29 protein-coding genes are annotated in these 26,219 nt (G+C 67.9%); 15 read left to right on the top strand and 14 right to left on the bottom strand.

The annotated features are described in order from the left end of the window. Positions 1 to 25: 25 nt before the first annotated feature. Genes HWW87_RS20190 through HWW87_RS20180 form a run of 3 tightly spaced genes read right to left on the bottom strand, consistent with a single transcriptional unit; the run spans position 26 to position 1,462 of the window. On the bottom strand, positions 26 to 775 hold the full coding sequence (locus HWW87_RS20190; protein WP_244107311.1) for a M15 family metallopeptidase: 750 nt from the start codon (positions 773 to 775) through the stop codon (positions 26 to 28). A 55-nt stretch (positions 776 to 830) separates the two neighbouring features. Next, a complete protein-coding gene (locus HWW87_RS20185; protein ID WP_175821824.1) occupies positions 831 to 1,226 on the bottom strand; it encodes a type II toxin-antitoxin system VapC family toxin in 396 nt (131 codons plus the stop codon). After that, a complete protein-coding gene (locus HWW87_RS20180; RefSeq protein ID WP_174431077.1) occupies positions 1,223 to 1,462 on the bottom strand; it encodes a type II toxin-antitoxin system Phd/YefM family antitoxin in 240 nt (79 codons plus the stop codon). Before HWW87_RS20180 ends, HWW87_RS20185 begins: the two co-directional genes overlap by 4 nt. 204 nt (positions 1,463 to 1,666) lie before the next feature. Here HWW87_RS20180 and HWW87_RS20175 point away from each other — a divergent pair, with 204 nt between their 5' ends. Further along, positions 1,667 to 2,089 (top strand): amino acid-binding protein, encoded by a 423-nt coding sequence (locus tag HWW87_RS20175; RefSeq protein ID WP_175821823.1) that lies wholly within the window; start codon positions 1,667 to 1,669, stop codon positions 2,087 to 2,089. Between the two features lie 81 nt (positions 2,090 to 2,170). Here the strand turns inward: HWW87_RS20175 and HWW87_RS20170 are convergent, their stop codons facing one another. Genes HWW87_RS20170 through HWW87_RS20160 form a run of 3 tightly spaced genes read right to left on the bottom strand, consistent with a single transcriptional unit; the run spans position 2,171 to position 5,853 of the window. Further along, positions 2,171 to 2,854 carry a Fe2+-dependent dioxygenase gene (locus HWW87_RS20170; protein ID WP_175821822.1) on the bottom strand — a complete coding sequence of 228 codons (684 nt, stop codon included), beginning with the start codon at positions 2,852 to 2,854 and terminating at the stop codon, positions 2,171 to 2,173. Continuing rightward, positions 2,851 to 3,606, bottom strand: a complete 756-nt coding sequence (locus HWW87_RS20165) for a tetratricopeptide repeat protein (protein WP_175821821.1) — start codon at positions 3,604 to 3,606, stop codon at positions 2,851 to 2,853. Before HWW87_RS20165 ends, HWW87_RS20170 begins: the two co-directional genes overlap by 4 nt. A 3-nt stretch (positions 3,607 to 3,609) precedes the next feature. Further along, positions 3,610 to 5,853 (bottom strand): TonB-dependent siderophore receptor, encoded by a 2,244-nt coding sequence (locus HWW87_RS20160; protein WP_175821820.1) that lies wholly within the window; start codon positions 5,851 to 5,853, stop codon positions 3,610 to 3,612. 311 nt (positions 5,854 to 6,164) lie between these two features. Here HWW87_RS20160 and HWW87_RS20155 point away from each other — a divergent pair, with 311 nt between their 5' ends. Together HWW87_RS20155 and HWW87_RS20150 are read left to right on the top strand one after the other, a co-directional pair. Further along, positions 6,165 to 6,404 (top strand): Arc family DNA-binding protein, encoded by a 240-nt coding sequence (locus HWW87_RS20155; protein ID WP_175821819.1) that lies wholly within the window; start codon positions 6,165 to 6,167, stop codon positions 6,402 to 6,404. Next, positions 6,401 to 6,820, top strand: coding sequence for a type II toxin-antitoxin system VapC family toxin (locus HWW87_RS20150; protein WP_174431071.1), 420 nt, complete (start codon positions 6,401 to 6,403; stop codon positions 6,818 to 6,820). Before HWW87_RS20155 ends, HWW87_RS20150 begins: the two co-directional genes overlap by 4 nt. A 126-nt stretch (positions 6,821 to 6,946) precedes the next feature. Here HWW87_RS20150 and HWW87_RS20145 read toward each other — a convergent pair whose 3' ends face one another. Next, positions 6,947 to 8,242, bottom strand: coding sequence for an aspartate carbamoyltransferase (locus HWW87_RS20145; RefSeq protein ID WP_175821818.1), 1,296 nt, complete (start codon positions 8,240 to 8,242; stop codon positions 6,947 to 6,949). A gap of 234 nt (positions 8,243 to 8,476) precedes the next feature. Here HWW87_RS20145 and HWW87_RS20140 point away from each other — a divergent pair, with 234 nt between their 5' ends. Further along, positions 8,477 to 8,611 carry an entericidin A/B family lipoprotein gene (locus tag HWW87_RS20140; RefSeq protein WP_006485835.1) on the top strand — a complete coding sequence of 45 codons (135 nt, stop codon included), beginning with the start codon at positions 8,477 to 8,479 and terminating at the stop codon, positions 8,609 to 8,611. A 95-nt stretch (positions 8,612 to 8,706) separates the two neighbouring features. Here HWW87_RS20140 and HWW87_RS20135 read toward each other — a convergent pair whose 3' ends face one another. The 3 genes from HWW87_RS20135 to HWW87_RS20125 all read right to left on the bottom strand — a co-directional run bounded on the left by HWW87_RS20135 (position 8,707) and on the right by HWW87_RS20125 (position 11,352). Next, entirely contained in the window at positions 8,707 to 9,255 is a 549-nt protein-coding gene (locus HWW87_RS20135) for a permease (protein WP_175821817.1), read from the bottom strand. A 192-nt stretch (positions 9,256 to 9,447) separates the two neighbouring features. Then, a complete protein-coding gene (locus HWW87_RS20130; protein WP_175821816.1) occupies positions 9,448 to 10,380 on the bottom strand; it encodes a DMT family transporter in 933 nt (310 codons plus the stop codon). Positions 10,381 to 10,557: 177 nt separating this feature from the next. After that, a complete protein-coding gene (locus HWW87_RS20125; protein WP_175821815.1) occupies positions 10,558 to 11,352 on the bottom strand; it encodes an AraC family transcriptional regulator in 795 nt (264 codons plus the stop codon). A gap of 170 nt (positions 11,353 to 11,522) precedes the next feature. On the opposite strand from HWW87_RS20125, the gene HWW87_RS20120 reads away from it, so the two are divergent. Continuing rightward, complete coding sequence (locus HWW87_RS20120; RefSeq protein ID WP_175822118.1) at positions 11,523 to 12,356, top strand: molybdenum cofactor biosynthesis F family protein; 834 nt, start codon at positions 11,523 to 11,525, stop codon at positions 12,354 to 12,356. Beyond that, positions 12,353 to 13,162, top strand: a complete 810-nt coding sequence (locus HWW87_RS20115) for an SDR family oxidoreductase (protein WP_175821814.1) — start codon at positions 12,353 to 12,355, stop codon at positions 13,160 to 13,162. Before HWW87_RS20120 ends, HWW87_RS20115 begins: the two co-directional genes overlap by 4 nt. A gap of 96 nt (positions 13,163 to 13,258) precedes the next feature. Here the strand turns inward: HWW87_RS20115 and HWW87_RS20110 are convergent, their stop codons facing one another. Continuing rightward, positions 13,259 to 13,936 (bottom strand): dihydrodipicolinate reductase C-terminal domain-containing protein, encoded by a 678-nt coding sequence (locus HWW87_RS20110; RefSeq protein ID WP_175821813.1) that lies wholly within the window; start codon positions 13,934 to 13,936, stop codon positions 13,259 to 13,261. 344 nt (positions 13,937 to 14,280) lie between these two features. Here HWW87_RS20110 and HWW87_RS20105 point away from each other — a divergent pair, with 344 nt between their 5' ends. The 4 genes from HWW87_RS20105 (at position 14,281) to creD (ending at position 18,772) form a co-directional block, all read left to right on the top strand. Next, positions 14,281 to 14,994 carry an SDR family NAD(P)-dependent oxidoreductase gene (locus tag HWW87_RS20105; RefSeq protein WP_175821812.1) on the top strand — a complete coding sequence of 238 codons (714 nt, stop codon included), beginning with the start codon at positions 14,281 to 14,283 and terminating at the stop codon, positions 14,992 to 14,994. Positions 14,995 to 15,070: 76 nt separating this feature from the next. Continuing rightward, entirely contained in the window at positions 15,071 to 15,802 is a 732-nt protein-coding gene (creB, locus tag HWW87_RS20100; protein ID WP_175821811.1) for a two-component system response regulator CreB, read from the top strand. A 15-nt stretch (positions 15,803 to 15,817) separates the two neighbouring features. Beyond that, positions 15,818 to 17,278 (top strand): two-component system sensor histidine kinase CreC, encoded by a 1,461-nt coding sequence (creC, locus tag HWW87_RS20095; RefSeq protein WP_175821810.1) that lies wholly within the window; start codon positions 15,818 to 15,820, stop codon positions 17,276 to 17,278. Positions 17,279 to 17,383: 105 nt separating this feature from the next. Next, positions 17,384 to 18,772, top strand: a complete 1,389-nt coding sequence (gene creD, locus HWW87_RS20090; protein ID WP_175821809.1) for a cell envelope integrity protein CreD — start codon at positions 17,384 to 17,386, stop codon at positions 18,770 to 18,772. 78 nt (positions 18,773 to 18,850) lie between these two features. Here the strand turns inward: creD and HWW87_RS20085 are convergent, their stop codons facing one another. Next, positions 18,851 to 19,273 carry a RidA family protein gene (locus HWW87_RS20085; RefSeq protein WP_175821808.1) on the bottom strand — a complete coding sequence of 141 codons (423 nt, stop codon included), beginning with the start codon at positions 19,271 to 19,273 and terminating at the stop codon, positions 18,851 to 18,853. A 162-nt stretch (positions 19,274 to 19,435) separates the two neighbouring features. Between HWW87_RS20085 and HWW87_RS20080 the strand changes: the two genes are divergently transcribed. Continuing rightward, entirely contained in the window at positions 19,436 to 19,633 is a 198-nt protein-coding gene (locus tag HWW87_RS20080) for an oxidoreductase-like domain-containing protein (protein WP_175821807.1), read from the top strand. Positions 19,634 to 19,730: 97 nt separating this feature from the next. On the opposite strand, the gene HWW87_RS20075 is transcribed toward HWW87_RS20080, so the two are convergent. Continuing rightward, a complete protein-coding gene (locus tag HWW87_RS20075; RefSeq protein ID WP_175821806.1) occupies positions 19,731 to 21,191 on the bottom strand; it encodes an MFS transporter in 1,461 nt (486 codons plus the stop codon). A gap of 147 nt (positions 21,192 to 21,338) precedes the next feature. On the opposite strand from HWW87_RS20075, the gene HWW87_RS20070 reads away from it, so the two are divergent. Further along, positions 21,339 to 22,211: a LysR family transcriptional regulator gene (locus HWW87_RS20070; RefSeq protein WP_175822117.1), complete on the top strand. Its 873-nt coding sequence runs from the start codon at positions 21,339 to 21,341 to the stop codon at positions 22,209 to 22,211. Between the two features lie 45 nt (positions 22,212 to 22,256). After that, a complete protein-coding gene (locus HWW87_RS20065; protein WP_175821805.1) occupies positions 22,257 to 22,580 on the top strand; it encodes a hypothetical protein in 324 nt (107 codons plus the stop codon). Between the two features lie 31 nt (positions 22,581 to 22,611). Here the strand turns inward: HWW87_RS20065 and HWW87_RS20060 are convergent, their stop codons facing one another. After that, positions 22,612 to 23,514 (bottom strand): LysR family transcriptional regulator, encoded by a 903-nt coding sequence (locus tag HWW87_RS20060; protein ID WP_175821804.1) that lies wholly within the window; start codon positions 23,512 to 23,514, stop codon positions 22,612 to 22,614. A 99-nt stretch (positions 23,515 to 23,613) separates the two neighbouring features. On the opposite strand from HWW87_RS20060, the gene HWW87_RS20055 reads away from it, so the two are divergent. Beyond that, complete coding sequence (locus tag HWW87_RS20055) at positions 23,614 to 24,591, top strand: NAD-dependent epimerase/dehydratase family protein (protein ID WP_175821803.1); 978 nt, start codon at positions 23,614 to 23,616, stop codon at positions 24,589 to 24,591. Positions 24,592 to 24,752: 161 nt separating this feature from the next. Then, on the top strand, positions 24,753 to 26,114 hold the full coding sequence (locus HWW87_RS20050) for an RtcB family protein (protein ID WP_244107310.1): 1,362 nt from the start codon (positions 24,753 to 24,755) through the stop codon (positions 26,112 to 26,114). Positions 26,115 to 26,219 lie beyond the last annotated feature (105 nt).

Here is a 26,219-nt window from a genome sequence, read left to right as displayed (position 1 = left end):
CACGCGTGTCGGATCGGGAAAACTGTCATCGTGATGCTTCGTCGAGCATGCTTTCCTCGACAGGACCGTAAATTGCGTGCGATTCGTTCTGCATGACGGCCCAATAGCGATCGCCGAACGACCAGTGCCACCATTCGGACGGGTAATTCGTGAAGCCGGCGCGGGTCAGCGCGTCGATCAGGATCTTGCGGTTTCCCGCGGCCGCGCGGCTGATGAACGCGTTGTGCGTGTAGCACGCGCCGGACGATTCCTGGTCGGTGGCGTCGAGCATGCACCCCATGTCGAGTTCGGTGCCGTCGGCGGTCATCAGCGTCAGGTCGACGGCAGCGCCGGTCGGATGGCCCGCGACTTCCGGTGGCGCGACATAGTGGCTCGCGAGTTCGTACAGCGCGTCGTCGGGCGGCGGCGGATTCAGTGTCCGGCGCAGGTGCGCGAGGTGGCCGGTGAAATAGTCGCGTTGCAGCGACAGCGGGCGATAGCCTTCCTTCACGTACAGGCGCAGGCCGGCAGGGAGCGTGTGCGCGGCGGCGGCCAGCCGTTCGGCGACGCCGCGGCGCACCTTCAGGAAATGCGGGCTCGTGTTTTCGACGTGAGCGCGGCTCAGGTCGACGGCAATGCGGTCATGGAAGGTAGCGAGATCAACGAACCCTTCGTGCGACTCCTGCAGGGCGATCGACCGGACGGCGGGATCGGAGAGTGGCGCGAGGACGGTTGCGGGCCACGAGCCGATATCGAGTGCGGCGGCCGCGGTCGTTTTGGTCAGACGAATCGCCAATATGCCTGAGTCCGGCAGAAGGTGCGCAGCGGTTCGACCCACGGGCGGGCAACGCTTACCAGAGCGTCTTGACGTGCGCGTAGGCGCGGATTTTTTCGTCGCGGGTGACGAGCGGCGCGCCGAGCCGCCGCGCGGTGGCGACGATCATCCGGTCGGCCGGATCCTTGTGGAACGTGCCGGGGAGCGACGCAGATTTCGCGGCGATATCGGCGTCGATCGGCACGAAGCGCATGCCGTCGATCTGCGCGACCGTCGCGAGCCACGCATCGACGTCCATCGTCAGCACGAGTCGTTCATGACGCACAAGCATCGCGATTTCCCATGCGGAGATGGCGGACGCGACGAGTGCACTGTCGCCGCGCGCGCGGTCGATCGCGCTGCGCGCCTTCTTGCTGAGCGCCGGATCGCCAGCGGCCCACCACACCAATGCATGCGTATCCAGCACGATCACCGCGACGCCTCCCAATCATCTTCCGCAATCGGATCGATGGGATTGTCGTAGCGCGAGACCGAACCGCGCAATATGTCCAACGGCTGAGCTTCGGGTGCGCGATAGGGGCGGATTTCGAGCGTCGGCTTGCCGTGATCGGTGACGATGAGGCTTTCGCCGGACGCCTCGACCAGCCGGAAATATTCGAGTGCGCGAGCCTTGAATTCGGATTTCGAAACGGGAACGTGCGGCATCATGATATGGCCCTGGTCATGTGACGATAGTCATTTTATGGCGGTGCGGCGAAGGGAGGCAAGTCTCGAAGGTCAAGCGTCGCCGGATGCATGCGAAGCGCGACAGGGTGCGTCGATGCCGGGGCCGGAAGACGCTGCCAGCCTTGCTTGCGTGCTTGCTGTGATCTAGATTTTTTCTATCCGGGTTCTCAGGTGGGAGGGACTGCCATGGAACTGAGCGTAGAACGTGTCGATGTCTGGGCGGCGACCATCGAGGACAAGCCGGGCGGCCTCGCGGCAGTATTAAGCGCCCTGCGGACTGCCGGCGCAGACTTGCAGTTCATCGTCGCACGCCGCACATCGGAGGCGCCGGGCAAGGGCGTCGTGTTTGTCGCGCCACTGCAGGGAGAGGCGGTGATTCGTGCGGCCACGCAGGTGGGGTTCAGCGTCACCCCGAGCGTTCACTCCGTCCGCGTAATGGGTTTGGATCAAATGGGCATCATCGGGCAACTGACCCAGATGCTCGCGGACGGCGCGATCAATCTCCGTGGCGTCTCGGCCGCGGTGCTGGGTTCCCAGTTCATTGCCTATTTCGCGGTCGATTCGGTGGACGATGCAGACAAGGCGATCGATATCCTGCAGCGGGCATAAGGCGGCTGCGTGGGACGGTGGACGGGCAGTGGCCGGAAGGGGGCGCGCGTTTCAGGACGTTGCGGGGCCCCGCCACATGGCTCAGGTATCCGCCCACTTCCTCAACAGGTTGTGATAAATCCCGGTCAGTGAAATGACCATCGGATCCTTCGCTCCTTTTTCGACGGAAAGCGCCTGAATCTGCGTATCGAGCTGAAACAGCAGCGTGCGGTCGCCATCGTCGCGCACCATGCTTTGAATCCAGAAGAACGAAGCCACGCGCTCGCCGCGCGTCACAGGCGTCACGTGATGCAGGCTCGACGCCGGATACAGCACGAGATCGCCTGCCGGCAGCTTCGCGCGATGCACGCCGTACGTATCCTCGACGCACAGCTCGCCGCCGTCGTACGCATCGGGTTCCGCGAGAAACAGCGTCGCCGACAAATCGCTGCGCACGCGGAAATCCGTGCCGCGCAGCAGTCGGATCGCATTGTCGACGTGCGTGCCGAACGTTTCGCCGCCTGCATAGCGATTGAACAGCGGCGGAAACACCTTGAGCGGCAGTGCCGCCGAAAAGAACAGCGGATGGCGCGCGAGCGCGTCCTGGATCGCATCGCCCACCGCGCGCGCGGCCGGCGAACCTTCCGGCAATTGCCGGTTGCGTTTCGCGAGCGCCGACTGTGCGCCGGACGTTGCGTTGCCGTCGACCCACTCGGCCGCATCGAGCAGGTCGCGGCATTGCGCGACTTGCCCTTGGGTCAGTACGCCGGGGATATGAAGCATCATGATGCGGATTCCATTGCGTGCGGCGCCAGTTGCATGGCCGCCGAACGAAAAGCGTCGACCGGCGACGACACGAGATACGCGCGCATCTTCGCGATGAACGCGGGTGTCGCGGTGGCCGGCACGCGCGCGAGCCAGGCGAGCGCTTCGTCGACGCGCCCGCGCTCGGCGAGCAGCCGCGCATAGTTGAACTGGCCGCGGAAGTCGCCGGCAACGGCGGCGCGGCGATAGTGGTCGAACGCGGCGTCGGTGTCGACCGATACGACCCAGCCGTCCTCGTAGAAGCCGCCGATCAGATTGATCGATTTCGCATGGCCGAGCGCGGCCGCGCGGCGGAACCAGTCGAGCGCGTCGATGCGATCTTCATCGATGCCATTGCCGAGCGCGAGCGCCGTCGCGTAGTTGTACATGCCCCAGTCGAGCCCCGCCTGCGCGGCGAGCCGGTACCAGTACACGGCGACCGGCGCGCACGCGGCGGTGCCCCAGCCGAACTCGTAGCAGCGGCCGAGCATGTTCATCGCCATCGGATGGCCAGCCCGCGCCGCATGCCGGAACCAGCCGAACGCGGCGGCCGGATCCCGCGCGACGCCGTGCCCGTCGAGCAGGTATTGCCCGTAGACGGCCTGTGCGTCGACGATGCCGTGGTCGGCCGCCGCCGCGACCCACGCGGCGGCGCGCTCGGGCGGCCCGGCCAGGATGTCGGCGAACTCGCGCGGCGAGACCGACGCGAGCGCCTTCAGCGACACGGCCTCCATCGATCAGTAGCGCGCGTTCAGCGTGACGAACGCCGAGCGGCCCGGCGCGATCGACGCGTAGTGCGCCGGATACGCTTGATCGAAGTACGTCCGGTTGAACAGGTTGTTCACGTTCAGCTGCAGGTCGAGCTTCTTGTTGATCCGGTACTGCGCCATCGCATCGAAGCGCCAGTACGACGGCACGGCACGCAGGTTCTGGGGATCGCCGAACACTTCCGACATATAGAACGCACCGCCGCCGACGGTGAACTTCGGCGTGACGTCGTAATTCGACCACATCGTGAGGCTGTGCTTCGGCGTGTTCGGGAAGCGGTTGCCGTTGTTCGCGGCGTCCTTGCCGTTGTCGCGCAGCGCGCTCTTCATGTACGTATAGCCGCCGAACACCTGCCACTGCTTGGTGATCTGCCCGGCGACGCCGAGCTCGAGACCCTGCACGCGCTTGTTGCCGACCATCGCGTACTGGTTGTTCGGCAGCGTCACGCGTGCGTTCGTCGTGTCGATCTGGAACAGCGCGGCCGTCAGCGACAGCTTGTCGTTCAGCACGTTCCACTTCGTGCCGAGCTCGATGCTGCGGTTCTTCTCGGGCGCCATCTGGTCGGCGTTCGGGCCGACGCCGCCGCGGCCCGGCGTGAGCGACTGCGTCTCGCTGCCTTCGCCGAGCAGCATGCCGGCCGGCGTCGACGACGTCGCATACGACGCATAGATGCTGCCGTTCTGCGCGGGCTTGAATACGAGGCCGGCCTGCCAGTTGAACAGCGTGTCGTCGCGCGTATAGGTTTTGCCGCCGTTCGCCTTGGTGTCGGTGAAGCGGGTCGAGTAGTCGTCGACGCGCACGCCGGCGTTCACCTGCCAGCGCGGCGTGAGCTCGATCGTGTCGAAGCCGTAGATCGACTTCGTCGTGGTGCGCGCATGCGCGTAGTCGTTGTTGCGCGTGACCGATCCGGCCCACGGATCGTTCGGGTTCGGCGACCAGAGGCTCGTGCAGTTGTAGCCCGATGGCGCGCCGATGCCTTTCTGGCAGATCTTGCCGGTGTCGGTCGCGACCGTGTACGAATCGCGCTTGCCCCATTCGCGCGACAGCTCGATACCGGTCGTGAAGCTGTGCTTGAACGGGCCGGTGCGGAATTCGCCGAACAATTCGGTCAGGTTCGCGAGGCTGTTGATCGAGCTGTCGCGGTTGTTGTTGCGGCGCCAGACCTTGCCGTTCACCACGTTGCCCTGGCTGTCGTCGGGCTGGGTCCAGATGTAGTCCTGCGTCGATTCCGTGTAGCGCGTGGTGTTGCGCACCGTGAGGTTCGGCGTGATGTCGTGCTCGATCTTGATCGTGCTGATGTCCGACGTGGTCTTGCGGAAGTCGCGGTCGATCAGGCCGTAGAAGTTGTGGCGATCGACGGGCGCCGGATAGATCGTGCCGACGTTCGCGGGCTTGTTCGACGTCGTGTAGAAGTACGGAATGCCGCCGTCGGGCATGTCGTCCGTCTGCAAGTGGTAGTAGCTCGCGGTCACGCGCGTCGGCGTGCCGAGGCCGAACGCGATCGACGGCGCGACGCCCCAGCGCTCGTTGTTGACGGCGTCGCGGCCGGCGACGTCGTTGTTGTGGCTCATCAGGTTCAGGCGGAACGCGGCGTGATCGGCGAACTGCCAGTTGCCGTCGGCGGTGAAGCGGCGATAGCGGTCGGTGCCGAGGCCCGCGCTCGCGGCGGCCGTCGTGCCGAGGTGCGGGGCCTTCGTGATCAGGTTGATGCTGCCGCCGGCGCCGCCGCGGCCGCCGTACGCGCCGTCGGAACCCTTGGTGATCTCGACGCGCTCGGTGTTGAAGATCTCGCGCGTGGTGGCGCCCGTGTCGCGCATGCCGTCGACGAACATGCTGCCCTGCGTGTCGTAGCCGCGGATGAATGGACGGTCGCCGAGCGGGTTGCCGCCTTCGCCGGCGCCGAACGTGATGCCGGGCACGGTGCGCAGCGCTTCGGTCAGCGTCGCCGCACCGCTGCTCTGGATCAGTTCCTGCGGGATCACGGTGACGGATTTCGGCGTATCGACGAGCGGCGCGGTGAATTTCGCCGAAGCGGAAAAGTCGGCCTTGTAGCTGTGCTCGGTCTTGCCCTGGATCTCGATCGGCGCGAGGTGGCCTTCGGTGCTGGCGGGCGCCGCGGGCGGCGTGCCGTCGGCGAAGGCGGGGCTCGCGGCGAGCACGCTGCACAGGGTGGTGAATTTACCGAGCTTCAGCTCGTCGGGACGGGACTTCATGGTGCGCTTCGACCTCGCGGTGTGGCCCCGGGGTACTGCGGAAATGTGCATGCCGCCGGGAATTATTACGATTTGTTTTCAGGCCGCATTCTATGTAATTTTCTGTTGAATGAGAAGCGTTCTTGTTCTCGTTTGTAAGGGAATTGTTGACGAATGTTGCGGAGGGCGAAGGCTTGTCGGGCGCGGAAGGATGGCCAATTGGCCGAGTATGAAGGGTGTGGCGGTGGGATTAGAGTGGTTGCGTCGCGTGCCGCCGAGTGACTGCAAAATGCTAAGATGAATGCATCGAAAGTATTTTGAAGGATTGAAACGTGCCCGTCATGACTGTTCGAAATTTGCCTGATGAGGTGCATCGCGCGCTTCGGATTCGTGCAGCCCGGCATGGGCGCAGTACCGAAGCCGAGGTGCGCGCCATCCTCGAGCAGGCCGCTCTGCCAGACGGACGACCGAAGCTCGGCACGTTGCTGATAGAAGTCGGGCGGGGAGCCGGAGGCGTCGATTTCGACGTCGAGCGCGACAACACGCCAACCCATCCGATGAGCTTCGAATGATCCTTGTTGATACGAATGTCATGACCGAGCCGCTCCGGCGCGAGCCGAACGCGGCGGTGATCGAGTGGCTCGATGCGCAGAACGTCGAGACGTTGTTTCTTGCCGCGATCAGTCTCGCCGAAATTCGATTCGGCATTGCGGCGTTGCCGGAAGGGCGACGGCGAGACAGGCTGCATCAGGGCATCGAGCAGCGCGTGTTGTCGCTGTTTCGAGGCCGGATTCTGCCGTTCGACGATGCGGCGAGTAAAGCATACGCGAGCTTTCGGGCGCGGGCCCGTGTTGCAGGTAACACGATCGCGGATGTCGATTGTTTTATCGCCGCCACGGCCGAGGCGAACGGCCTGATCGTGGCCACGCGCGACGTCGCGCCGTTCCAGGCGTTGGGCCTGCGCGTCATCGACCCATGGGGTGAGTAGTCCGCGATCGTCGGTTCTTTCACCGCGCCGAAATGAAAAACGCGCCGTGCAACACCGCGCGTTTCGAATCGAGCAAGCGTGCCCGCTCCCGGAGGCGATGGCGGGCGCGAGACTTCCGGTGCGGCGTCAGTCGATTCCGTGAAACACCGCATCCTCCGGCCCGAGGTATGCCGGCGGGCGCCACGTCGCGTCGCGCATCGAATGCTGGACGAGATTCTCGACACCGAGCAGCACCGCGAAGATCGCCATCCGCACCGGAATGCCGTTGTCGGTCTGCCGGAAGATCGCGAGACGCGGGTCGCGGTTCAGGTCGACCGACAGGTCGTTCGCGCCGGGCCGGCTGTCGCGCGGCAGCGGGTGCATGATCAGCGTGTCGGGCTTGCACACCGAGTCGACGAGCGCCTGGTTGATCTGGAAATCCGGCGTGTAGCCTTCGAACGACTCGTCGGTGAAGCGCTCCTTCTGGATCCGCGTCGCGTAGACGACATCCGCGCCGCGCAGCCCGGCCGCGAGGTCGGTCGTCTGCTCGACCACATGGCCGTTCGTCGCGATCTGGTCGACGATGTACGTCGGCATCTCGAGCGTGGGCGGCGACACGAGCGTGAACTTCAGCCCGCGGTACAGCGCGAGCAGCTTGACGAGCGAGTGCACGGTGCGGCCGTACTTCAGGTCGCCGACCAGCGCGATGTGCGCGCCGTCGACGATCTTGCCGAGCCGCGAAAACTCGCGCTGGATCGTGTAGAGGTCGAGCAGCGCCTGGCTTGGGTGCTCGCCGGGGCCGTCGCCGCCGTTGATCACCGGCAGGTTGGTCGCGCGCGCGAATTCGGCCACCGAGCCTTTTTCCGGATGGCGGATCACGAGCGCGTCGACGTAGCCGGCCATCACGCGGCTCGTGTCGTAGATCGATTCGCCCTTGGCCATCGACGAGAACGTGAAGCCCGTCGTGTCGCACACCGAGCCGCCGAGCCGGCAGAAGGCCGCGCCGAACGACACGCGCGTGCGCGTGCTGGCCTCGAAGAACAGGTTGCCGAGCACGGCGCCTTCGAGCACGCGCGAAATCTTGTGGCGTCGCGCGATCGGCTGCATGACATCGGCCACGCGGAACAGCGCCTCGACCGAATCCCGCGAGAACTGGTCGACCGAGATCAATTGCGGCTTGCCTTCGAACAGGAACTGCTTCGAGAGCCCTTGTTTTTCTACGCTTTGCGTATAGTTCTCGCCGTCCGGTGCCGAGCGTTCGACGATTTCCGACACGAAGCGCTCGACGATCTCGGGCATCCCGCGCGATTCCTGCGAATCGTCCGGAAGCAGCCAGGTATCCAGCGCGCGCCGGCTGACACCGATGCGATTCGCGAATGCCTCGCGGGTCATGTTGAGGCGGCGCATCGCGTCGCGGAGGAAGGCTTGCTGGGGAACGGTCATCGGCGGCTCCTGGCGGAAAATATACGCGGTGCGTATATTAGTTCCTGGCGCAGTGAAGTCAAGAAAAATCTGCGCGCACGGGTGGTGTGGCGCGCATGACACTCGGCGGGGCCGTACTGGCGCGCGGCGTGCGTCTCCGTATAATCAGGTCAGGCCCCGTGTCCGGCAGCGTGCCGGGCGCCACGCCACAAACGATTCGCCCGGTCGGGCTTGTTGATTCGAAGGAGAATGAGAATGACGCGTACGATTGCTGCAATGTTGCTGGTGGTGACCGCCGCGCTCGCCGGTTGCAATACGGTCGCCGGCGTGGGCCAGGACATTTCGAAGGGTGGCCAGGCGATCAGCGATTCGGCTGAAAAGGCCAAGTAAGCCGACCGGTTCCGGAATGCAGAAGGCGCCGGGCCGCCTCGCAATTGCGGGGCGGCCCGGCGCCTTTTTTTGCGCCTGAGTCGATGCGGGCGGCGTCAGGCGCGTTCCACGAACGCGTAGCGGCCTTCGACCTTGCGCGGCGTGAACCAGCCGTAGTCGGGGAACAACCGGTTGCGGACGAACCACACGTAACCGACCAGCACGACCGTGATCGCGAGGCTCGGCAGCGCGGCCGCCGGGTCGCGCCCGAGATCGGCGACGGTCTTCGGCACCTGCAGCAGCGACAGCAGGATGAACGCGTGATACGCGCCGACACGATTGGTCGCAAAGCCCCAGATGAACAGCAGCGACAGCGGCACGGTCAACGCAAGGAAGACGGCGACGAGGACGCCGCCGGCGCCGGATGCGAAGAAGTAGTACGCAAGCATCAGGCTGATGACCAACTGCGCGATGCCGAGCGCGATCAGGACCCGGATGTGCACCTTGTTCTTGCGGCAGCGTTCGGGGTCCGGGCGCGACGCGATCAGGTGCGCGAGCACGCGATCCTTCAGCCCCTGTCCGGACAGTTCGGCCAGTGCGTCGGCCTTCCTCGTTCCCGTGGATAGCAGCACCGCGATTCTTGTTTTGGCTTCCTTCCTGTTCATTGCCTGGCGGATTGTTGTTCGATGGTTGTCAAAGGGTTCGGCCACGCGAATATTGCATCTTGCGCAGCTGTGCGCAACGGTTTTGCGGTGCGCGGACACATTCCTACAGTCGTCGGCTGCGTTGCGGGGAAGGCAGGCGATGCGACGGCAGGGGAGCCGCCACCGTTTCCGCCGGGACGAGATGAACGCGAGTCAGTCGCTGGCGGTCTGCGCGGCGAGCGTAGTGCGTGATTCGACGGGCGGCCTGCGCCGCCGCGTCGCGCCGACAAGCATGCCGGCGACGACGAGCGCGATGCCGGCGACACGCGTGCCGGTCAGCGTTTCGCCGAACAGCGCGACCGCGAACAGCACGGCCGAAACCGGCGCGACCGCCGTGAACAGGGCCGCCTCGGTGCCGCTCGTGCGCGCCGAACCCGCATACCAGCACAGGTAGCCGAGCACGGTCGGAATCAGCGCGTAGTACACGATCGCCGACACGGCGCCGACGGTCCAGCCGCTCGCCACCGCACGCCATTCGAACGCGGCCGGCACGAGTGCGAGCACGAAGCCCAAGCCCGACATCGCGGTGGAAAGCGCAAGCGGCGGCAACGGTGCGGCAAGCCGCCGGTTGAGCAGGATGAAGACCGCTTCGCATGCGACGGCCGCCAGCACCAGCGCATCGCCGGCAAGCGTCTGGAGCGACGGTGGCGCGTGGCCCGGCGCGAACGTGACGAACAGCACGCCGGCCGTGGCGAGCGCGGCGGCCAGCCAGTCGCGCGGCGTCTGCCGCTCGCGCAGCACGACGGCCGCGATCAGCGTCGACATGGCCGGCAGCGTGCCGAGCATCACGCCCGCATCGAGCGGCGACGACAGCTTCGTGCCGCTGATCAGCAGCACCGTATAGCCGACGCCGCCCGCCGCCGCCTGGATGACCAGCAGCACGGCGTCGCGTGCGGAAATACGCGGCCAGCGCATGCGCTGCGCGCGCATCAGCGCGAACAGCAGCGGGGTCGCGATCAGGAAGCGCAGCGCGGTGGCTGCGAACGGCGGCAGGCCGCCGGCCGCGAGACGGCTCGCGATGACGGTGCTGCCGACGCCCGCCATCGCGGCGGCGAGATAGAGATAGCCAATCAGTCGTGTCTTCATGCGCCGCATCGTCGCGTACGGCGGCGGGGTGCGTCTTGAACGAAATTGCAGCAGAGGGAGACGTTGAATGCGGTGCGCCGTCGACATGTACGGACGCAATAGGTCGCGGCTGCCGTCGAGGTGGCAACCGCATTTCGAATGCAGTGCGGCCTCGCGCTGCGCGGGCGACAGCGTTACTTAACCCGTCTGCGTGAACCGCCCCGGCGTGATCCCGAACTGGCGCGCGAACGCGCGCGTCAGATGGCTCTGATCGGCGAAGCCGGCTTCAGCCGCGGCATCGGCGATCGGCAGGCCGCTGGCCAGCAGCGCGCGCGCCAGCCGCGTGCGCGACTGAACCAGGTAGGCATGCGGCGTGATGCCGAGCTCGCGCGCGAAGCCGCGCAGCAACTGGAAGCGGCTGATGCCGCTCAGGTCGGCCAGCTCGGCGAGTGACACGGGTGCGGCCGGCGCTGCGTCGAGCCGCTCGCGGGCGACGCGGACCGTCGGCGTGACGCCCGCCGCCGGCAGCGTGCGGTTCGCGTGCCGGGCGAGCAACCCTGCGACGAGCATCACGAGCGCTTCGTCGCGGGCCAGCGGCTGGGTTTCGCCTGCGACGATGCGTGCATGCAGCCGGCCGACGGCGGCCGCGAGCCGCGTGTCGCGCACGGCCGGATGCGCAAGCTCGACGCCGCCGAGGCCTTCTTCCGCTGCGACGCCCGCGACCAGCGCGGGGGCGAGGTACAGCATCCGCCAGCGCCGGCCGGTGCCGGCCTCGAGCGGCGAGCCGTCGTGCATCTCGCCGGGGTTGACCATGATCGCGTCGCCGGCCAGCGCGTCGACCTGCCCGCGGCCGCTCCACGACCGGTGCGCACCGCTGACGATCACGCCGACCCCGAATTCGTCGTGCGCGTGTCGCGGAAACGCGCGATCGGATTCGAGGCTGATTGCCTCGATGCCTTCGCCGGTGCGTCGGTAGTGGGTGACACGGTGCATGTGCGCTCCTCGCGCCGGTTGCGGCGCGGATCACGTGCACTTTAGCGCGTTCCGGCGCCACGCGCCCTTCATCCTTTTGGCGGATACCGCGCGGCGCGCGCAGCCCGCACCATGTGCACATGAGCAGCGTACACGGCCCGCCGGGCCTGAAGCTGCGCGGGAGACGGCAGGTGGAACGACAGGATCCGGTATTCATTCAGGTGGGCGCGCTCGCGGACGGCTTCGCGCCGGAGGCGAACGTCCTCGCACCCGTCGACGCGTTCGTCGGGCGGACGCTGGCGCTCGGCGACGCATCGGGCGCGTGGCGCGTCTATACGTTCGAACCGGGCGCGCTGCAGTGGCGCGATGCGGCCGCCGATACGCACGGCCGCGCGCCGTGCCGCGTGACGCGGCTGCGCGACGGCCTGTACTTCGTCGACTACATCGATGCCACCGCTCGGGCGACATCGGTGAGCCTCGTGATCGATCTCGACACCGGCGTGTGGACGTCGGTCGTCGGTACGTTGCCGACGGAAGCCGACACGCGTATCGATGCATTCACACGCGTCGCGCGCGGGCTGCCGCTGACGGCCGTCGATGCGCAATTCCGGCACGGCACGCTCGGCGGCCATGTGCAGCCGGGGGCGCTGCATGCGCCCACGCGCGAACTGATCGGCAAGCGGACGATGTACCGCTACAGCCCGACCGAATGCTACGAGCACATCTACCTGAACGAGAATTTCTACGCGTGGCAATGCCTGCAGGGCGTCGAAGGCGGGCTGGCCGACGTCGACCGCTGTCACTATTTCAGGATCGCAGACGAACTGTATCTGTTCGTGTGGCGCGAAAAGGTGGTGCCGACGCTCGGCGTCGTGCTGATCGACCTCGCGCAGCGCAAGACCGACGGCAAGATCTTCGGCTATCAGGGCGCCGATTTCGGCACGCTATCGAATTTCCAGATCGGCGCTTACGCGCAGGTGCTGAACGAAACCGTGCACCCGCTCGGCGGCGAGGCGCAGCGATGACTGCCGTGCGGGGCAGCGGCCGCCTGCGTGCGGATTTTAGCGGGCGGGTCGTGCTCGTCACGGGCGCCGCGCAAGGGATCGGCGCGGCGATCGCGCGCCGTTTCGCGGAATCCGACGCGTTCGTCGCGGTCGCCGACCTGAACGGCGACGCGGCAGCCGCGCAGGCCGACGCGCTGGTTAGCGCGGGCGGCCAAGCACGCGCGTATCAGGTCGATGCCGCGAGCCGGGATGAACTGGGTGCGCTCGTTGCGGCCGTCGAGCGCGACGGCGGCCGGCTCGATGTCGTCGTCCACAATGCCGCGTATTTTCCGCTGACGCCGTTCATGCAGATCGACGAGCCGACGCTCGACCGCACGCTGTCGGTCAACCTGTCGGCGCTGTTCTGGCTGGCGCAGGCCGCGTTGCCGGCATTCGGGCGCGCGGGGGCCGGGCGGCTGCTCGTCACGTCGTCGGTGACGGGGCCGCGCGTCGCCTATCCGGGGCTGGCGCATTACGCGGCGTCGAAGGCCGGCGTGAACGGCTTCATTCGGGCGGCGGCGCTGGAGCTGGCGCGGCGCAACGTGACGGTCAACGGCGTCGAACCGGGGATGATCCGCACGCCGGCGGCCGGCAATCTCGGCGACGCGTCGGTCGCGGCGCAGATCGCGCGCGACATTCCGCTGGCACGGATGGGCGAGCCGGAGGACATCGCGAACGCGATGCTGTTTCTCGCATCGGCCGACGCCGCGTACATCACCGGGCAGACGATCGTCGTCGACGGCGGGGCGACCTTGCCGGAGAGCGGGGCGGTGCTGGGGGACGGGTAGCGGTGAGCCCGCGAGGGCGGTGGTTGCGGCGAGGCCGTGCCGGCATAGGCGTGCGGCCCGCGCCATGCGGGGCCGAGCCGCACGCCGCCGCCGCGACTACAGCCAGCCGTTGCGGATGAATTCGACGATCGAATAGCGACGATGCTCGAGATCGTGCTGCCGGACGGCCTCGACGATGCGCGATACGCCATCCGCATAGGGCGTCGCGCCGGATACGCGCGATTCGAACTGCAGGCTGCATGCGCCGTCGTCGATGCGGATCCGGTGAACCGCATGGCGGCCGAGCTGATCGTCGGGGATGCCGAATTCGCTGCGTTGCACGGCCGGGTCGCGCACGGAGCGGATGTCTGCCGGCTGCACGCCGAGCGACTGGGCGATGCCGACGGCCGTGCCGGGAACGGACGTCTTGCCGGCCTGATGCGACTCGGTCACGCTGATCTCGCAGTCGCGAAACAGGTGGCCGCTGGTTTCCAGCATGCTCATGAACTTGAGCATCAGGATGTTCGTGTTCGGACACAGCACGACCGGAAAGCCGTACGTCCCGGTTTCGAGGTCGGAGCCGGTCGACAATTCGACGAGCGGCGACGCGGTGGCCTGGCAGAACGCGATCGCCGCGGCGAGTTCGCGGCCGGAACCGGCATGGACGGCGATCGACTGGGCGTCGGTTCGCGTGCTGTCCGACCACGGCATCACGCGACAGGTGGCCGGGTCGAGCTTGTGCGAGCCGAGCAACTCGTTGGCGAGCTTGCCGGTTCCGATGACGAGTACTTGCATGGGATTGACGGGTTGAGGTTCGGGATGCGAGGCGGCGCTGGCGCGTGCCGTCGGGCAGGCCGGCCCCGCTGTCGCGCCGCACGCCACGCGTGGCGGGCATCGCGCATTATGCCCGGCCGTCCGACTGCGCGCTTGTCGAGCCGCGCCCGCAACGTCGTGACATCCTGCGGCGCATGGATCGCGATGCGTCTCGCGACGGTGCCAGCCGCGCTTGCGCCCGATGGCCACAGCGAAACGACAGGGAGGCTGCGCCAGCACCCTCATCGCCGTGCGCACGAACCCGTGAACGGCGCTACGCTGTCGGCATTTCATCCAATCACCCCTCGATCCAGGAGAACACATCGATGGAACACGACCTGAAAGGCAAGGCAGTCGCGATCACCGGCGGCTTCGGTCATCTGGGCGTCGCGACGGCCGCGTGGCTCGGCGCGCGCGGCGCACGCGTCGCGCTGATCGGCCGCGGCGCGGCCCCGGCGGCGCAGGCGCTGCCCGGCGTGCCGGCCGATGCGCTGCGCATCGGCGGCATCGATCTCGTCGACCCGCAGGCCGCCGCGCAGGCGCTCGAAACGGTCAACCGCGAATTCGGCCGGGTCGACGCGCTGCTGAACATTGCCGGCGCATTCGTGTGGCAGACGATCGCCGACGGCGATGCCGCCACGTGGGACCGCATGTACGAACTGAACGTGAAGACGGCGCTGAACGCGTCGAAGGCCGCGCTGCCGTACCTGGTGGCGAGCCAGGCCGGCCGCATCGTCAACATCGGCGCGGGCGCGGCGTTCAAGGCCGGCGCGGGAATGGGCGCGTATGCGGCCGCGAAGGCGGGGGTCGCGCGGCTCACCGAGGCGCTGGCGGCGGAACTGCTCGATCGCGGCGTGACCGTGAACGCGCTGCTGCCGAGCATCATCGACACGCCGCCGAACCGCAAGGACATGCCCGACGCCGACTTCTCGCGCTGGGTGCGGCCCGAACAGCTCGCGGCGACGATCGGATTCCTGCTGTCGGCCGACGCGCAGGCGATCACCGGTGCGTCGATTCCGGTGAGCGGCCGCGTGGCGTAGTGCGCCGGGGGAGGGCTCGCCGGGGCCGGCCGTGCGTACAATGTCGCACCGGATTGCGCGACCCGAACCCGAGACCATGACCCAGCCCACCATCCTGATCGTCGAAGATGAACAGGCGATCGCGGACACGATCGTCTATGCCCTCGGCACCGACGGCATGCAGACCGTCCACTGCACGCTCGGGCAGGCGGCGCTCGACCGCCTGCGCGACACGCGTGTCGATCTCGTGGTGCTCGACGTCGGCCTGCCGGACCTCGGCGGCTTCGAGGTATGTCGGCGGCTGCGCACGTTCACCGATATTCCGGTGATTTTCCTGACCGCGCGGCACGACGAGATCGACCGGATCGTCGGGCTCGAGATCGGCGCCGACGATTACGTCGTCAAGCCGTTTTCGCCGCGCGAACTGGCCGCGCGGGTGCGCGTGATCCTGCGCCGCTTCCACCGGACGGCCGCGCCGGAACCGGCGCCCGCACTCGCACCTGCCGAGGCGCCCGCACCCGCCGGCGCGCCTGCGCCGGTCGCCTCCGGCTTCACGCTCGACGCCGACGGCGCGCGCGTGTCGTGGCTCGGTCACGCGCTGGACCTCACGCGCTACGAATTCGGGCTGCTGGCGCTGCTGGTCCGGCATCCGGGGCGCATCTACTCGCGCGAGCAATTGATGGACCTCGTATGGCACGAGGCGCTCGATTCGGCCGACCGCACGGTTGACACGCACATCAAGACGCTGCGCGCCAAGCTGCGCGCGATCGATCCCGAGCGCGACCCGATCCGCACGCATCGCGGGATGGGTTATTCGCTGCAACCGTAACGACCGGCACCGCCCATGCATATCGGCCTGCGCATCTTCTTCGGTTTTTTCCTGATCGTCGGCCTGGCCGCGCTGATCACGCTGCGCGTGTTCGTGCAGGAAGTGAAGCCCGGCGTGCGCGAAGCGATGGAGGACACGCTCGTCGATACCGCGCAGGTGCTGGCGACGCTGGCCGCCGACGACATGGCGAACGGGCATATCGCGGACGGCACGTTCGCGCGGCAGCTCGGGAAACTGCACGAGCGCCCGGTCAGCGCGAACGTGTGGGGTATCCAGAAGAACGCGATCGGCTACCGCCTCTACATCACCGACGCGCACGGCATCGTGCGCTACGACTCGTCCGGCAGCGCGGTCGGGCAGGACTATTCGCGCTGGAACGACGTGTACCGGACGCTGCGCGGCGAATACGGCGCGCGCAGCACGCGCAGCGATCCGAACGACGACAGCAGCACCGTGATGCACGTGGCGGCGCCGATCCGGCGCGGCAACGAGATCATCGGCGTGCTGACGATCGCGAAGCCGAACCAGACGGTCGCGCCGTTCATCGCGCGCAGCCAGCGCAAGATCATGCTGTACGGCGCGTTGCTGATGGGCGGCGCGATCCTGATCGGCGCCGCGTGCACGTGGTGGCTGGTGCTCGGGCTGCGGCGCCTGCAGCGCTATGCGCGCGCGATCGCGGCCGGCGAACGCGCGTCGATGCCGCTGCAGGGCGCGAACGAGCTGGCCGAGCTCGGGCGTGCGGTGGAAAGCATGCATCAGCGGCTGGAAGACCGGCAGTACGTTGAAACCTACATCCACACGCTCACGCATGAGATGAAAAGCCCGCTGGCCGCGATCAGCGGCGCGGCCGAGCTGTTGCAGGAAGACATGCCGGTCGCGAACCGCCGGCGCTTCACCGAGAACATCCGCCGTCAGGCCGGCCGCCTCGAACAGATGATCCGCAAGCTGCTCGCGCTGGCCGAGGTCGAGCAGAAGCAGCGCTTGTCGGTGCACGAGCCGGTCGCGCTGCGGCCGGTGCTCGAACAGCTCGTCGACGATCTCGAGCCGCGCGCGCGGCAGCGCGGCGTGAGCCTGCGGATCGACGCGAACGAGGCGAACGATGGGGCCGATCCGGCGATCGTCGACGGCGATCCGTTCCTGCTGCGGCAGGCGCTCGGCAACCTGCTCGACAACGCGCTGGATTTCGCGCCGCAGGGCAGCACGATCCGGATCGCGCTCGAGCGGCAGCCGGCGGGCAGGGCGCACGTTGCGATCGTGCGCGTCGTGGACGACGGCCCCGGCGTGCCCGACTATGCGCTGTCGCGCGTGTTCGAGCGTTTCTATTCGCTGCCGCGCCCCGACGGGCAGGATCGCAGCACGGGCCTCGGGCTGTGCTTCGTCCGCGAAGTCGCGATGCTGCACCGCGGCCAGGTCGCGCTCGCGAATCGCGCGGAAGGCGGCGCGTGCGCGACGCTCACGCTGCCGTCGGCGGGCTGACCGCACGCTTCACGTTCGCCACACATTCGCTTCACGCCGGCTTCAATCGCCCTTCACCGGGGCCGCTCATGCTGACCGTACCTTCCACTCCGGTACCAGCCAGCAATGAATCGAGTCCTGTTGTTCAAGTCCATGATCACCGCGTTTCTCGCGCTGGCGATCCTGATCCCGCTACAGATGGTCCAGAGCATCGTGCGGGAACGCGCCGACTATCGGCAAAGTGCGCTGCAGAGCATCTGGGCGAGCTATGCGGGGCCGCAGACGGTGACGGGGCCGGTGCTCGTCGTCCATTACACGGAAGTCACGCGCGTGAGCGATGACGTGCGCGCCGGCGGCAAGGCGAAAACCACCCTGAAAAGCGAGACGAAACGGCTGCTCGTGTTCCCGAAGACGCTGAACGTCGACGGCACGCTGTCGGTCAGCGAGCGCTATCGCGGCATTCACAAGGCGCTCGTGTACGGGCTCGACAGCCGGATGACGGGCACGCTGCCGCTGCCGGACCTGAAGAAGCTGCCGCAGGCCGACGGCCACGTGAGCTTCAAGATCGACGGCACGTATATCGTGCTCGGCATCGGCGACCTTCGCGGGCTGAAGGCGCAGCCCGACCTGCGCATCGGCGGCAAGCGGATCGACGTGGAGCAGGGCACGCGGCTCGACAGCCTGCGCCAGGGCGTGCATGCGAACGTCGATCTCGCGGCGCTGGCGGAGGCAAACGCGGGGGCGACGGTCGTGCCGTTCAGCATCGGCCTGCCGCTGGCCGGCGCGGAATCGGTCGCGTTCGCGCCGGTGGGCGACCAGAACGACTTCTCGCTGAAATCGACGTGGCCGCATCCGAGTTTCGGCGGCGAGTTCCTGCCGGCCGAACGCACGATCGATGCGCGCGGCTTCTCCAGCAACTGGCACGTGACGTCGTTCAACACGAAGGCGCGCGAGCAAGTGGCGTCCGGCAACGGCGGCGGCGAGATCGAGATGGCGTCGGTGTCGGTGATCGAACCCGTGAACGTCTATCTGCAGGCTGAACGCGCGACGAAATACGGCGCGCTGTTCGTGATGCTCACGTTCGCGAGCTTCTTCATGTACGAGCTCGTGAAGCGGCTGCGCATTCACCCGATCCAGTACACGCTGGTCGGCCTGTCGCTCGCGCTGTTCTTCCTGCTGTTGCTGAGCCTGTCCGAGCATATTGCGTTCGGCTATGCGTATCTTGCGGCGAGCGGCGCATGCATCGGCCTGCTCGGTTTCTACCTGTCGTTCGTGCTGCACAGCGTGAAGCGCGGCGCGACGTTCACGGCGCTGCTCGCGATGCTGTACGCGGCGCTCTACGGGCTGCTGCTGTCGGAAGACAATGCACTGATGCTCGGTTCGCTGCTGCTGTTCGCGATTCTCGCCGGCATCATGACGCTCACGCGCCGCGTCGACTGGTATTCGCTCGGCGCCGCGTGGCAGCCGCTGGCCGACAAGCCGGGGGCGGTGAAGCCGGGCGCGCCCGCGAAGTAGGCGAGCGGGTTGCGAGCACGCGCGCGCCGGTCGGAAATACAGCGGCCGGCGCGCGTTTTCGTGCGTGCCCGACGCGTTTCAAGCAGGCGACAGCGGACGACGAAACCGCGCCAGCGGAATCTCGGCGATGGCCGCGATCTCGATCAGCAGGTCGGGACGGTAGAGACGCTCGACCTGGACGGTCGTCGTCACCGGATAGGGTTCGGCGAAGTAGGTCTTGCGGATGTCGCCGGCCTGCATGAATGCGTCGATGTCGCTGGCGTAATGGACGAGCGAGATCACGTCGCGCATCTGTCCGCCCAGTGCGGCCAGCACGTCGCGGATGTTGTCGAGCGTTTGCCGAACCTGGGCGCGCATGTCGCCGGCGCCGACTACCTGCCCGTCGCGGTCGAGCGCGACCTGCCCCTTCAGATGCACGATCCGGCCGTCGCCCTGGATCATGGCCATCGAGAACGCGCCGAACGGCGCCCAGACTTCCGGTGGATTCACGGCTTCGGCCATCGCTCAGCTCCTGTGGGGTCGGAATAGGGCGAACGCAGCGGAGTGCCGCGTTCGGCGATCGCGCCATGATGGACGCGTTCATCGTCGGTCCGCCCGGCTTGCCGAACGCGGCGGCGGCCCGGATCGCCCTATACTGACCACTCCACATTACCGGACCACGCCGTGCCGAACCAAGCTTCCGGAGATCCGTCCGTCGACGATCCCCGTCCGACCCCGCCTATACAACCCGAGCTGGAAGACTGCTGCAACAGCGGCTGCTCGCCGTGCGTTTTCGACCTGTACGACGAAGCGCTCGCGCGCTATCGCGTCGAACTGGCCGAATGGGAAGCGCGACAAGCGCAGCGCGCGCATCGCAAATAAACCGGATGCCGGCGAGCGGCCCTGCGTTGCATGCACCGCATCGGTTGCCGCCGTTGGACTGACGAGGCCATTTCCGTCGCGCGTTACGCGTTACGCGTCACGCATCCGCATGCAGCCGCCGATGCAGCGGCCCGAGCGCCATCGACAACGCGATGCAGCCCAGCAACACGATCGTCAGCGTGAACATCGACGCCCTGAATCCCTGCACGTAATCGAGCGCGGCCGGATGCACGCCGAGCCGCGCGAAGAACACGCCGCCGATCGTCGCGGCGCCGACGGCCGCACCGATCTGCAGCATCGCGCTGACCATCCCTGAAGCGACCCCCGCGCGGGCCGCATCGACTTCCGCGAGCACGATCCGCACGACCGACGGCAGCACGAGCCCTTGCCCGATGCCGATCGCCGCGATGCCCGCATAGAAGCCGGGCCCCGGCGCGCCGTCGCGGGCGAGCGTGGCGGCGATCGCGACGCCGGCCGCGAGCATCGCGAAGCCGAGCGTGAGCACGCGATACCCGCCGAAGCGGGCGACGAGGCGCGGCATCAGCAGCGGGCTCGCGAGGAAGCCGAGCCCGAGCGGCAGGATCGCGAACCCGGACGCGAGCGGCGACCAGTTCAGGCAGCCCTGCAGATAGATCCCGTAGCTCAGGAAGAACGCGCTCAGCATGTAGAACAGGAACGCGAGCAGCAGCCCGAGCGCGACGACCGGGTTGCGGAGCAGGCGCACGTCGAGCAGCGGATCGTGGCCGCGCGCGAGCCGGCGCGCTTCGACCGTCAGCAGCGCGCCGAGCATCGGCAGCGCGCCGACGCCGCACGCGATCATCCACAGCGGCCAGCCGGCTTCGCGACCGTGCGTGAGCGGGTACACGAGCATCAGCAGGAACAGCGACATCAGCACCGTGCCCGGCACGTCGATGCGCTGGCCGCGCGGCGCGCGGTTTTCCGGGATGAAGCGCCAGCTGCCGATCAGCGCCAGGACGCCGATCGGCAGATTGACGAGGAAGATCGCGCGCCAGCCGAGCCCGAACGGATGCAGGCTGATCAGCGCGCCGCCGCCGAGCTGGCCGATCACGGCCGCGAGGCCGAACGCGAACCCGTAGAAGCCCATCACGCGCACCTGTTCCTGCGGGCTGAACACGCTGCGGATCGTCGCGAGCACCTGCGGCGCGAGGATCGCGGCGAACAGGCCCTGCAGCACGCGGCCGCCGACGAGCACCGTGCCGTTGTCGGCGAGCCCGCACAGCGTCGACGCGAGCACGAAGCCGGCCATGCCGACCATGAACATGCGCTTGCGTCCGTACAGGTCGCCGAGACGCCCGCCGGTGATCTGGACGACCGCGTTCGCGCACGCATAGGCCGACACGACGAGCTGCAACTCGGCCTGGCGTGCGCCGATGCCGTCGCGAATGGCCGGGAGCGCGAGATTCACGATGAAGTAGTCGAGCGGCGGCAGAATGGCGCCGACCAGCAGGACCACGAGCGCCCAGCCGTGGTGGCTGCGCGGCGTCGCCGCGGCAGCCGCGCCGGCCGGCGCGCAGGGGACAAGCGTGTTGTTCGTCATGAAAGCAGGATCCGAAAAAAATGAGGGCCCGATAGGCGATCGACGCACACAGGCCGTTGAGCCCTTATTCTGGGCATCGCCCATGGTTCGGAAAAGCGGGAAAGAGTGGTAGCATCCATCGGGTTAATCGATGGATAAGGAATGACGATGCGCGGTTTCGATCTCGACCAGTTGCGCACTTTCGCGGCGGTCGCGGACGCCGGCAGCCTGACGGCCGCCGCGCCGCGGCTGCACCTGTCGCAATCGACGGTCAGCGAGCAGGTGCGCAAGCTCGAATCGCGCGCCGGCGTGCCGCTGTTCGTGCGCAGCAAGCGCGGCGTCGAACCGACGCCGGCCGGCTCGCGGCTGCTGCAGCACGCGCGGCGCATCGTCGCGCTGAACGAGGCCGCGTTCGACGAGCTGCGCGGGCAGGCGATCAAGGGCGAACTGCGCGTCGCGATCACCGACTACTACCGCACGAATGAAGTGGCGGGCATGCTGGCGCGGTTGCGCGAGTGCTACCCGCAGTTGAGCCTGCACGTGAGCGCGATGAAGAGCGCGGATATCGAAGCGGCGCACGCACGCGGGCAGATCGATCTCGGCGTCGTGATGAACATGTCGAGCGGGCCGTTCCGGCCGGCGTCGGCCGACACGCGCTGGGTGCTGCGGCGCGAACCGCTGTCGTGGGTCGCGTCGCCCGTGCTCGCCGAACAGTTGCCCGAACCGCTGCCGCTGGTGCTGCTGCCGGACGACTGCATGATGCATCAGGTCGCGGTGCGCTCGCTCGACGAACAGCACACGCCGTACGTGCTCGTGCACAGCGCGTCGGGGGTCGCGGGCTTGCAGTCGATGCTCGCGGCGGGGCTTGGGGTGGGCTGCCTGTGCGCGTCGGCGATCGGCGACGGCCTGATGCGGCTCGGCACGAAATACCGGCTGCCGCCATTGCCCGACGCGGTGTTTTCGTTGACGCCGCCGTTGCCGGGCGAGCGCGAGACCGTCACCCAGGCGCGCGAGGTGCTGTCGCGTCAACTGCTGATGTAAAACCATGCCGCGCGTCACCGACAGGCGCGCCAGGGGGCTACAGGCATGAACGACGACGAACTGAAGAACCAGATGGCCGCGAAGCTGCAGCACGCGCTGGAGCGCGTGGTCGACGAGCGTTCGCTGATCCACTTCCTGCGGGTGCTCGGCCATGACTGGCACACTGAGCGGCAGCTCGAGGCCGATGCGCCGCTGTCGCCGTATGCCCACGCGGCGCTCGGCTGGGAAAACCGGTCGATCGGCGAATACCTGGAAGCGATGATCGACTGGGCCGAAGCGTCGGAAGAGGGGCTGCGCTGCGACGACGTGCGCGACAACCCGTGGCGGCGCATCGCCGACATCCTGTTCGCCGGGAAAAGCCACGAATAGCGCGGCCCGCGCGATTCACGCGCGCCGCTTGCTACTCGGCGACTTCACCGTCCGCATACGCGCGCAGCCCGTTGGCCAGTGCATCGAACACGGCCCGGCAGCGCGGGCTCGTCCGCAGGTCTTCGTGCATCACGACCCAGGTTTCCAGCCGCATCGCGGGCCCGTCCGGCAGCACGCGCACGAGCCGCGCGTCGCGTTTCGCGAGCGCGGTCTGGCAGAAGCCGATCCCGTAGCCGGCGCGGATCATCGCGAGCTGCGCGAGATTGCTGTCGGTGCGCAGCGCGAACGCGTCGCGCTTCCACAGCGGCATTCCGCGCCCCGCGGAGCGGATGAACGGCGTGACCGTATCGAAGCCGATCAGCGCGTGATGCGCGAGCGCGTCGATCGTCGCGGGCGCGCCGTGGTGCGCCAGGTAATCGTCGCGCGCATACAGCCCGACCTCGATTTCGCCGACCCGCCGCGCGACGAGCGCGTCCTGCGCGGGTGGCGCCATCCGGACCGCGATATCGGCCTCGCGCTTCAGCACGTCCTGGATGCGGTCGGTCGGCACCAGTTCGATCACGAGCCCCGGATGGTCGCGCCGTAACTGCACGAGCATCGGCGGCAGCACCTCGACGGCGATCACGTCGCTGGCCGAGATCCGCACGATGCCGCGCACGCCGGCGCCGTGGCTGGCCGCCGCGCGCTCGAACGCGGCCGCCGCGCTGCGCAACGCCTCCGCATGGCCGCGCAGCGCGAGCGCGGCCTCGGTCGGCAGCAGGCCCGACGGCGAGCGCGTGAACAGCGTCTGGCCGAACGCGGCTTCGAGCGCCGCGACATGGCGGCCGGCCGTCGGCTGCGTAATGCCGAGCGCGCGCGCCGCGCCGGACAGCGAGCCCTCCGTCAGCACCGCGAGGAAGGTGCGGTAGCGTTCCCAGTTCAGATCGGTGGTCATGCATAAATGTATAGCTGATCTATCAGGTTCGGCAATTCCTTGATAGCGACCGGCGCGCCAGAATGCGTGTCGTGATGGTTCCATTCAAGGAGAGCGGCAATGACGACGAACGCAGGCGGGAAGCAACGGCAGGCACTCGTGCTCGGCGCGAGCGGCGGGATCGGCGGGGAAGTCGCGCGGCAGTTGCGCGCTGCGGGCTGGCAGGTGCGTGCGCTCAAGCGCGGGCTCGATGCCGAGGTCGTGGAGCGCGACGGCATCGCATGGGTGCGCGGCGACGCGCTCGATCGCGATGCGGTGGTGCGCGCCGCACGCGGCTGCAGCGTGATCGTGCATGCGGTGAACCCGCCCGGATACCGGAACTGGGCCACGCAGGTGCTGCCGATGATCGACAACACGATCGCGGCGGCCCGGGCCGCGCAGGCGACCATCGTGCTGCCGGGCACGGTCTACAACTTCGGCGCCGATGCGTTTCCGGTGCTGCGGGAAGATGCGCCGCAGCATCCCGGGACCCGCAAGGGCGCGATTCGCGTCGAGCTGGAACGGCGGTTGCAGGACGCCAGCGCGCACGGCGTGCGGGCGATCGTCGTGCGCGCCGGCGATTTCTTCGGGCCGCAGCTCGGCAACAGCTGGTTCTCTCAGGGGCTGATCAAGCCGGGGCGGCCGGTCGCGGCCATCAGCGTGCCGAGTCGCGGCGTCGGCCATCAATGGTCGTATGTGCCGGACGTGGCCCGCGTGATGGTCGAGATGATCGAGCGGCGCGAGACGCTGGAGCCGTTCGCGCGTTTTCATCTGGGCGGGCATTGGGATGAAGACGGCATGCAGATGGCGCAGGCCGTGCAACGCGTCGCGCAGCGGCACGGCATGCGGCCGGCGCTGCGCGATTTCCCGTGGTGGCTCGTGTGGGTAGCCGCGCCGTTCGTCACGACGCTGCGCGAATTGCTCGAGATGCGTTACCTGTGGCGCGAACCGGTCCGGATGGACAACGCGCGCGTGACCGCGGTGCTCGGCCGCGAGCCGGTGACGCCGCTCGATACGGCGGTGGAGGCGACGCTGGCGGGGCTCGGGTGTCTCGGGTGAGCAACGGTCGTCGCGGACGCCGCACGGCTCTGTTATGATCCGCGCTTCCTTCCTTGACGCTGCTGCAGGAAGGTACCCACGACCGCCGGAATGCCGGAGGTCGCGTCGTACCTTTTTCATTTCCAGCAGCGATGTCTACTTTCCCTCGTTTGAAAAAAGCCTTGCAGCGGCAAGGCGTCCATGTCGACCGTCAGGCCGGCATCTATCACCTGCGCAATGAACAGTCGCAGGCTTCCGTTCTGCTGCCCGATTCGCTCCCGCTCGAGGAGAAGGCCGTGCAGCAGCTGCTCGCGTTCGCCGCAGTCCGTTCGCCCGATGGCCATCACGGCGTCTGCAAGGCATGTGCGACGCCCGATTTCCATCCGGGCGGCGTTGCGCCGGTCGGCTCGATCGTCGCGACCGACGACGCGTTCGTGATTCCGGCCGCGATCGGCACCGACATCAACTGCGGGATGCGTCTCGTCACGACGGGCCTCAAGCGCTCGGCGCTCGCGCCGTTCGAAGCGGCGCTCGTCGAGCGGCTGACGCGTGCGATTCTCGCGGATCGCCGCGACGTGCCGGTCGGTGGCGACGCGTTTCGCGCGCTGTTCGACGCGGGCCCGGCGGCGTTCATCGATCGCGTGGCGCGGCAGGGCCTGTGGCAGCACGTCGACCGCGACCGGCTGGCCGCTGAACTGTCGTCGTGCATCGGTCTCGACCGGTTCGACGGCAGCGCGAAGTATGCGCCGGACGCGCATGTCGGCTCGCGCGACGTGTTCCGCGACCCGAGCCTCGGCACGCCGGGCTCGGGCAACCACTTCGTCGAACTGCAGATCGTCGACGCGGTGTTCGACCGGCATGCGGCGTACCGCGCCGGGCTCGCGAAGGACGATATCGTCGTGATGATTCACAGCGGCTCGCGCGATGTCGGCTTCTACGTGGGGCGGCGCTGGATGGATCGCGCGCGGGCCGCATGGCCGGCCGGCGTCAGGCATCCGGAGAGCGGCCTGTACGGTCTGTCCGGCGAACTGGCGCGCGAATACCTCGTCGCGATGGGTACGGCCGCGCGCTATGCATGGCTGAACCGCGTCGTCCTCGCGGAAATGGTGCGCAAGGAGCTGGCGGAGCTGACCGGAGAGACGCGCTCGGTGCTGGTGGTCGACGTGCCGCACAACGTCGTGCTGCGCGAGAACGGGATGAACGTCCACCGCAAGGGTGCCACGCCCGCGCGCGACGGCGATTTCGCGCTGATTCCCGGCTCGATGGGCGACGCGTCGTTTCTGGCGACCGGCCTCGGCCATCCCGACTGGCTGTGGTCATGCAGCCACGGCGCGGGCCGCAGTGTGCGGCGTCAGGCGTTGCGGCGGATGCGTACCGAGCAGGCGCCCGGTATGTGGCGCTGCGTGACGTTGCGCGACGAGCGCCGGGTCGAGGAAGCGCCGGAGGCCTACAAGCCGATTGGGCCGGTGATCGACGCACAGGAGCAGGCCGGGCTGATCCGCAGTGCGGTCCGGCTGAAACCGTGGATCACGTTCAAGGCGTGACGGGCGGCGGCGCGCACGTTGGCCGCCGCCGTCATTGCTTGTGCCATCGCAGATCACACGCGTTGACTGTATACCGGTGCTTGGGCCACGCCCGGGCGCCGGAAA

The sequence above is a fragment of the Burkholderia sp. BCC0419 genome (genome assembly GCF_902830285.1).
Classification (GTDB): domain Bacteria; phylum Pseudomonadota; class Gammaproteobacteria; order Burkholderiales; family Burkholderiaceae; genus Burkholderia.
The sequence above is the reverse complement of the archived record's forward strand: the minus strand, read 5'-3'. Positions and strand labels throughout refer to the sequence as shown.

What these genes read in the sequence shown, in the direction of transcription:
- HWW87_RS20170 (WP_175821822.1), bottom strand. Translation starts at nt 2,854, where the DNA reads ATGATGCTTCATATCCCCGGCGTACTGACCCAAGGGCAAGTCGCGCAA.
- HWW87_RS20145 (WP_175821818.1), bottom strand. Translation starts at nt 8,242, where the DNA reads ATGACCGTTCCCCAGCAAGCCTTCCTCCGCGACGCGATGCGCCGCCTC.
- HWW87_RS20175 (WP_175821823.1), top strand. Translation starts at nt 1,667, where the DNA reads ATGGAACTGAGCGTAGAACGTGTCGATGTCTGGGCGGCGACCATCGAG.
- HWW87_RS20165 (WP_175821821.1), bottom strand. Translation starts at nt 3,606, where the DNA reads ATGGAGGCCGTGTCGCTGAAGGCGCTCGCGTCGGTCTCGCCGCGCGAG.
- HWW87_RS20075 (WP_175821806.1), bottom strand. Translation starts at nt 21,191, where the DNA reads ATGACGAACAACACGCTTGTCCCCTGCGCGCCGGCCGGCGCGGCTGCC.
- HWW87_RS20150 (WP_174431071.1), top strand. Translation starts at nt 6,401, where the DNA reads ATGATCCTTGTTGATACGAATGTCATGACCGAGCCGCTCCGGCGCGAG.
- HWW87_RS20060 (WP_175821804.1), bottom strand. Translation starts at nt 23,514, where the DNA reads ATGACCACCGATCTGAACTGGGAACGCTACCGCACCTTCCTCGCGGTG.
- HWW87_RS20085 (WP_175821808.1), bottom strand. Translation starts at nt 19,273, where the DNA reads ATGGCCGAAGCCGTGAATCCACCGGAAGTCTGGGCGCCGTTCGGCGCG.
- creB (WP_175821811.1), top strand. Translation starts at nt 15,071, where the DNA reads ATGACCCAGCCCACCATCCTGATCGTCGAAGATGAACAGGCGATCGCG.
- HWW87_RS20140 (WP_006485835.1), top strand. Translation starts at nt 8,477, where the DNA reads ATGACGCGTACGATTGCTGCAATGTTGCTGGTGGTGACCGCCGCGCTC.
- HWW87_RS20110 (WP_175821813.1), bottom strand. Translation starts at nt 13,936, where the DNA reads ATGCAAGTACTCGTCATCGGAACCGGCAAGCTCGCCAACGAGTTGCTC.
- HWW87_RS20105 (WP_175821812.1), top strand. Translation starts at nt 14,281, where the DNA reads ATGGAACACGACCTGAAAGGCAAGGCAGTCGCGATCACCGGCGGCTTC.
- HWW87_RS20125 (WP_175821815.1), bottom strand. Translation starts at nt 11,352, where the DNA reads ATGCACCGTGTCACCCACTACCGACGCACCGGCGAAGGCATCGAGGCA.
- HWW87_RS20115 (WP_175821814.1), top strand. Translation starts at nt 12,353, where the DNA reads ATGACTGCCGTGCGGGGCAGCGGCCGCCTGCGTGCGGATTTTAGCGGG.
- HWW87_RS20055 (WP_175821803.1), top strand. Translation starts at nt 23,614, where the DNA reads ATGACGACGAACGCAGGCGGGAAGCAACGGCAGGCACTCGTGCTCGGC.
- HWW87_RS20130 (WP_175821816.1), bottom strand. Translation starts at nt 10,380, where the DNA reads ATGAAGACACGACTGATTGGCTATCTCTATCTCGCCGCCGCGATGGCG.
- HWW87_RS20065 (WP_175821805.1), top strand. Translation starts at nt 22,257, where the DNA reads ATGAACGACGACGAACTGAAGAACCAGATGGCCGCGAAGCTGCAGCAC.
- creC (WP_175821810.1), top strand. Translation starts at nt 15,818, where the DNA reads ATGCATATCGGCCTGCGCATCTTCTTCGGTTTTTTCCTGATCGTCGGC.
- HWW87_RS20160 (WP_175821820.1), bottom strand. Translation starts at nt 5,853, where the DNA reads ATGAAGTCCCGTCCCGACGAGCTGAAGCTCGGTAAATTCACCACCCTG.
- HWW87_RS20135 (WP_175821817.1), bottom strand. Translation starts at nt 9,255, where the DNA reads ATGAACAGGAAGGAAGCCAAAACAAGAATCGCGGTGCTGCTATCCACG.
- creD (WP_175821809.1), top strand. Translation starts at nt 17,384, where the DNA reads ATGAATCGAGTCCTGTTGTTCAAGTCCATGATCACCGCGTTTCTCGCG.
- HWW87_RS20180 (WP_174431077.1), bottom strand. Translation starts at nt 1,462, where the DNA reads ATGATGCCGCACGTTCCCGTTTCGAAATCCGAATTCAAGGCTCGCGCA.
- HWW87_RS20070 (WP_175822117.1), top strand. Translation starts at nt 21,339, where the DNA reads ATGCGCGGTTTCGATCTCGACCAGTTGCGCACTTTCGCGGCGGTCGCG.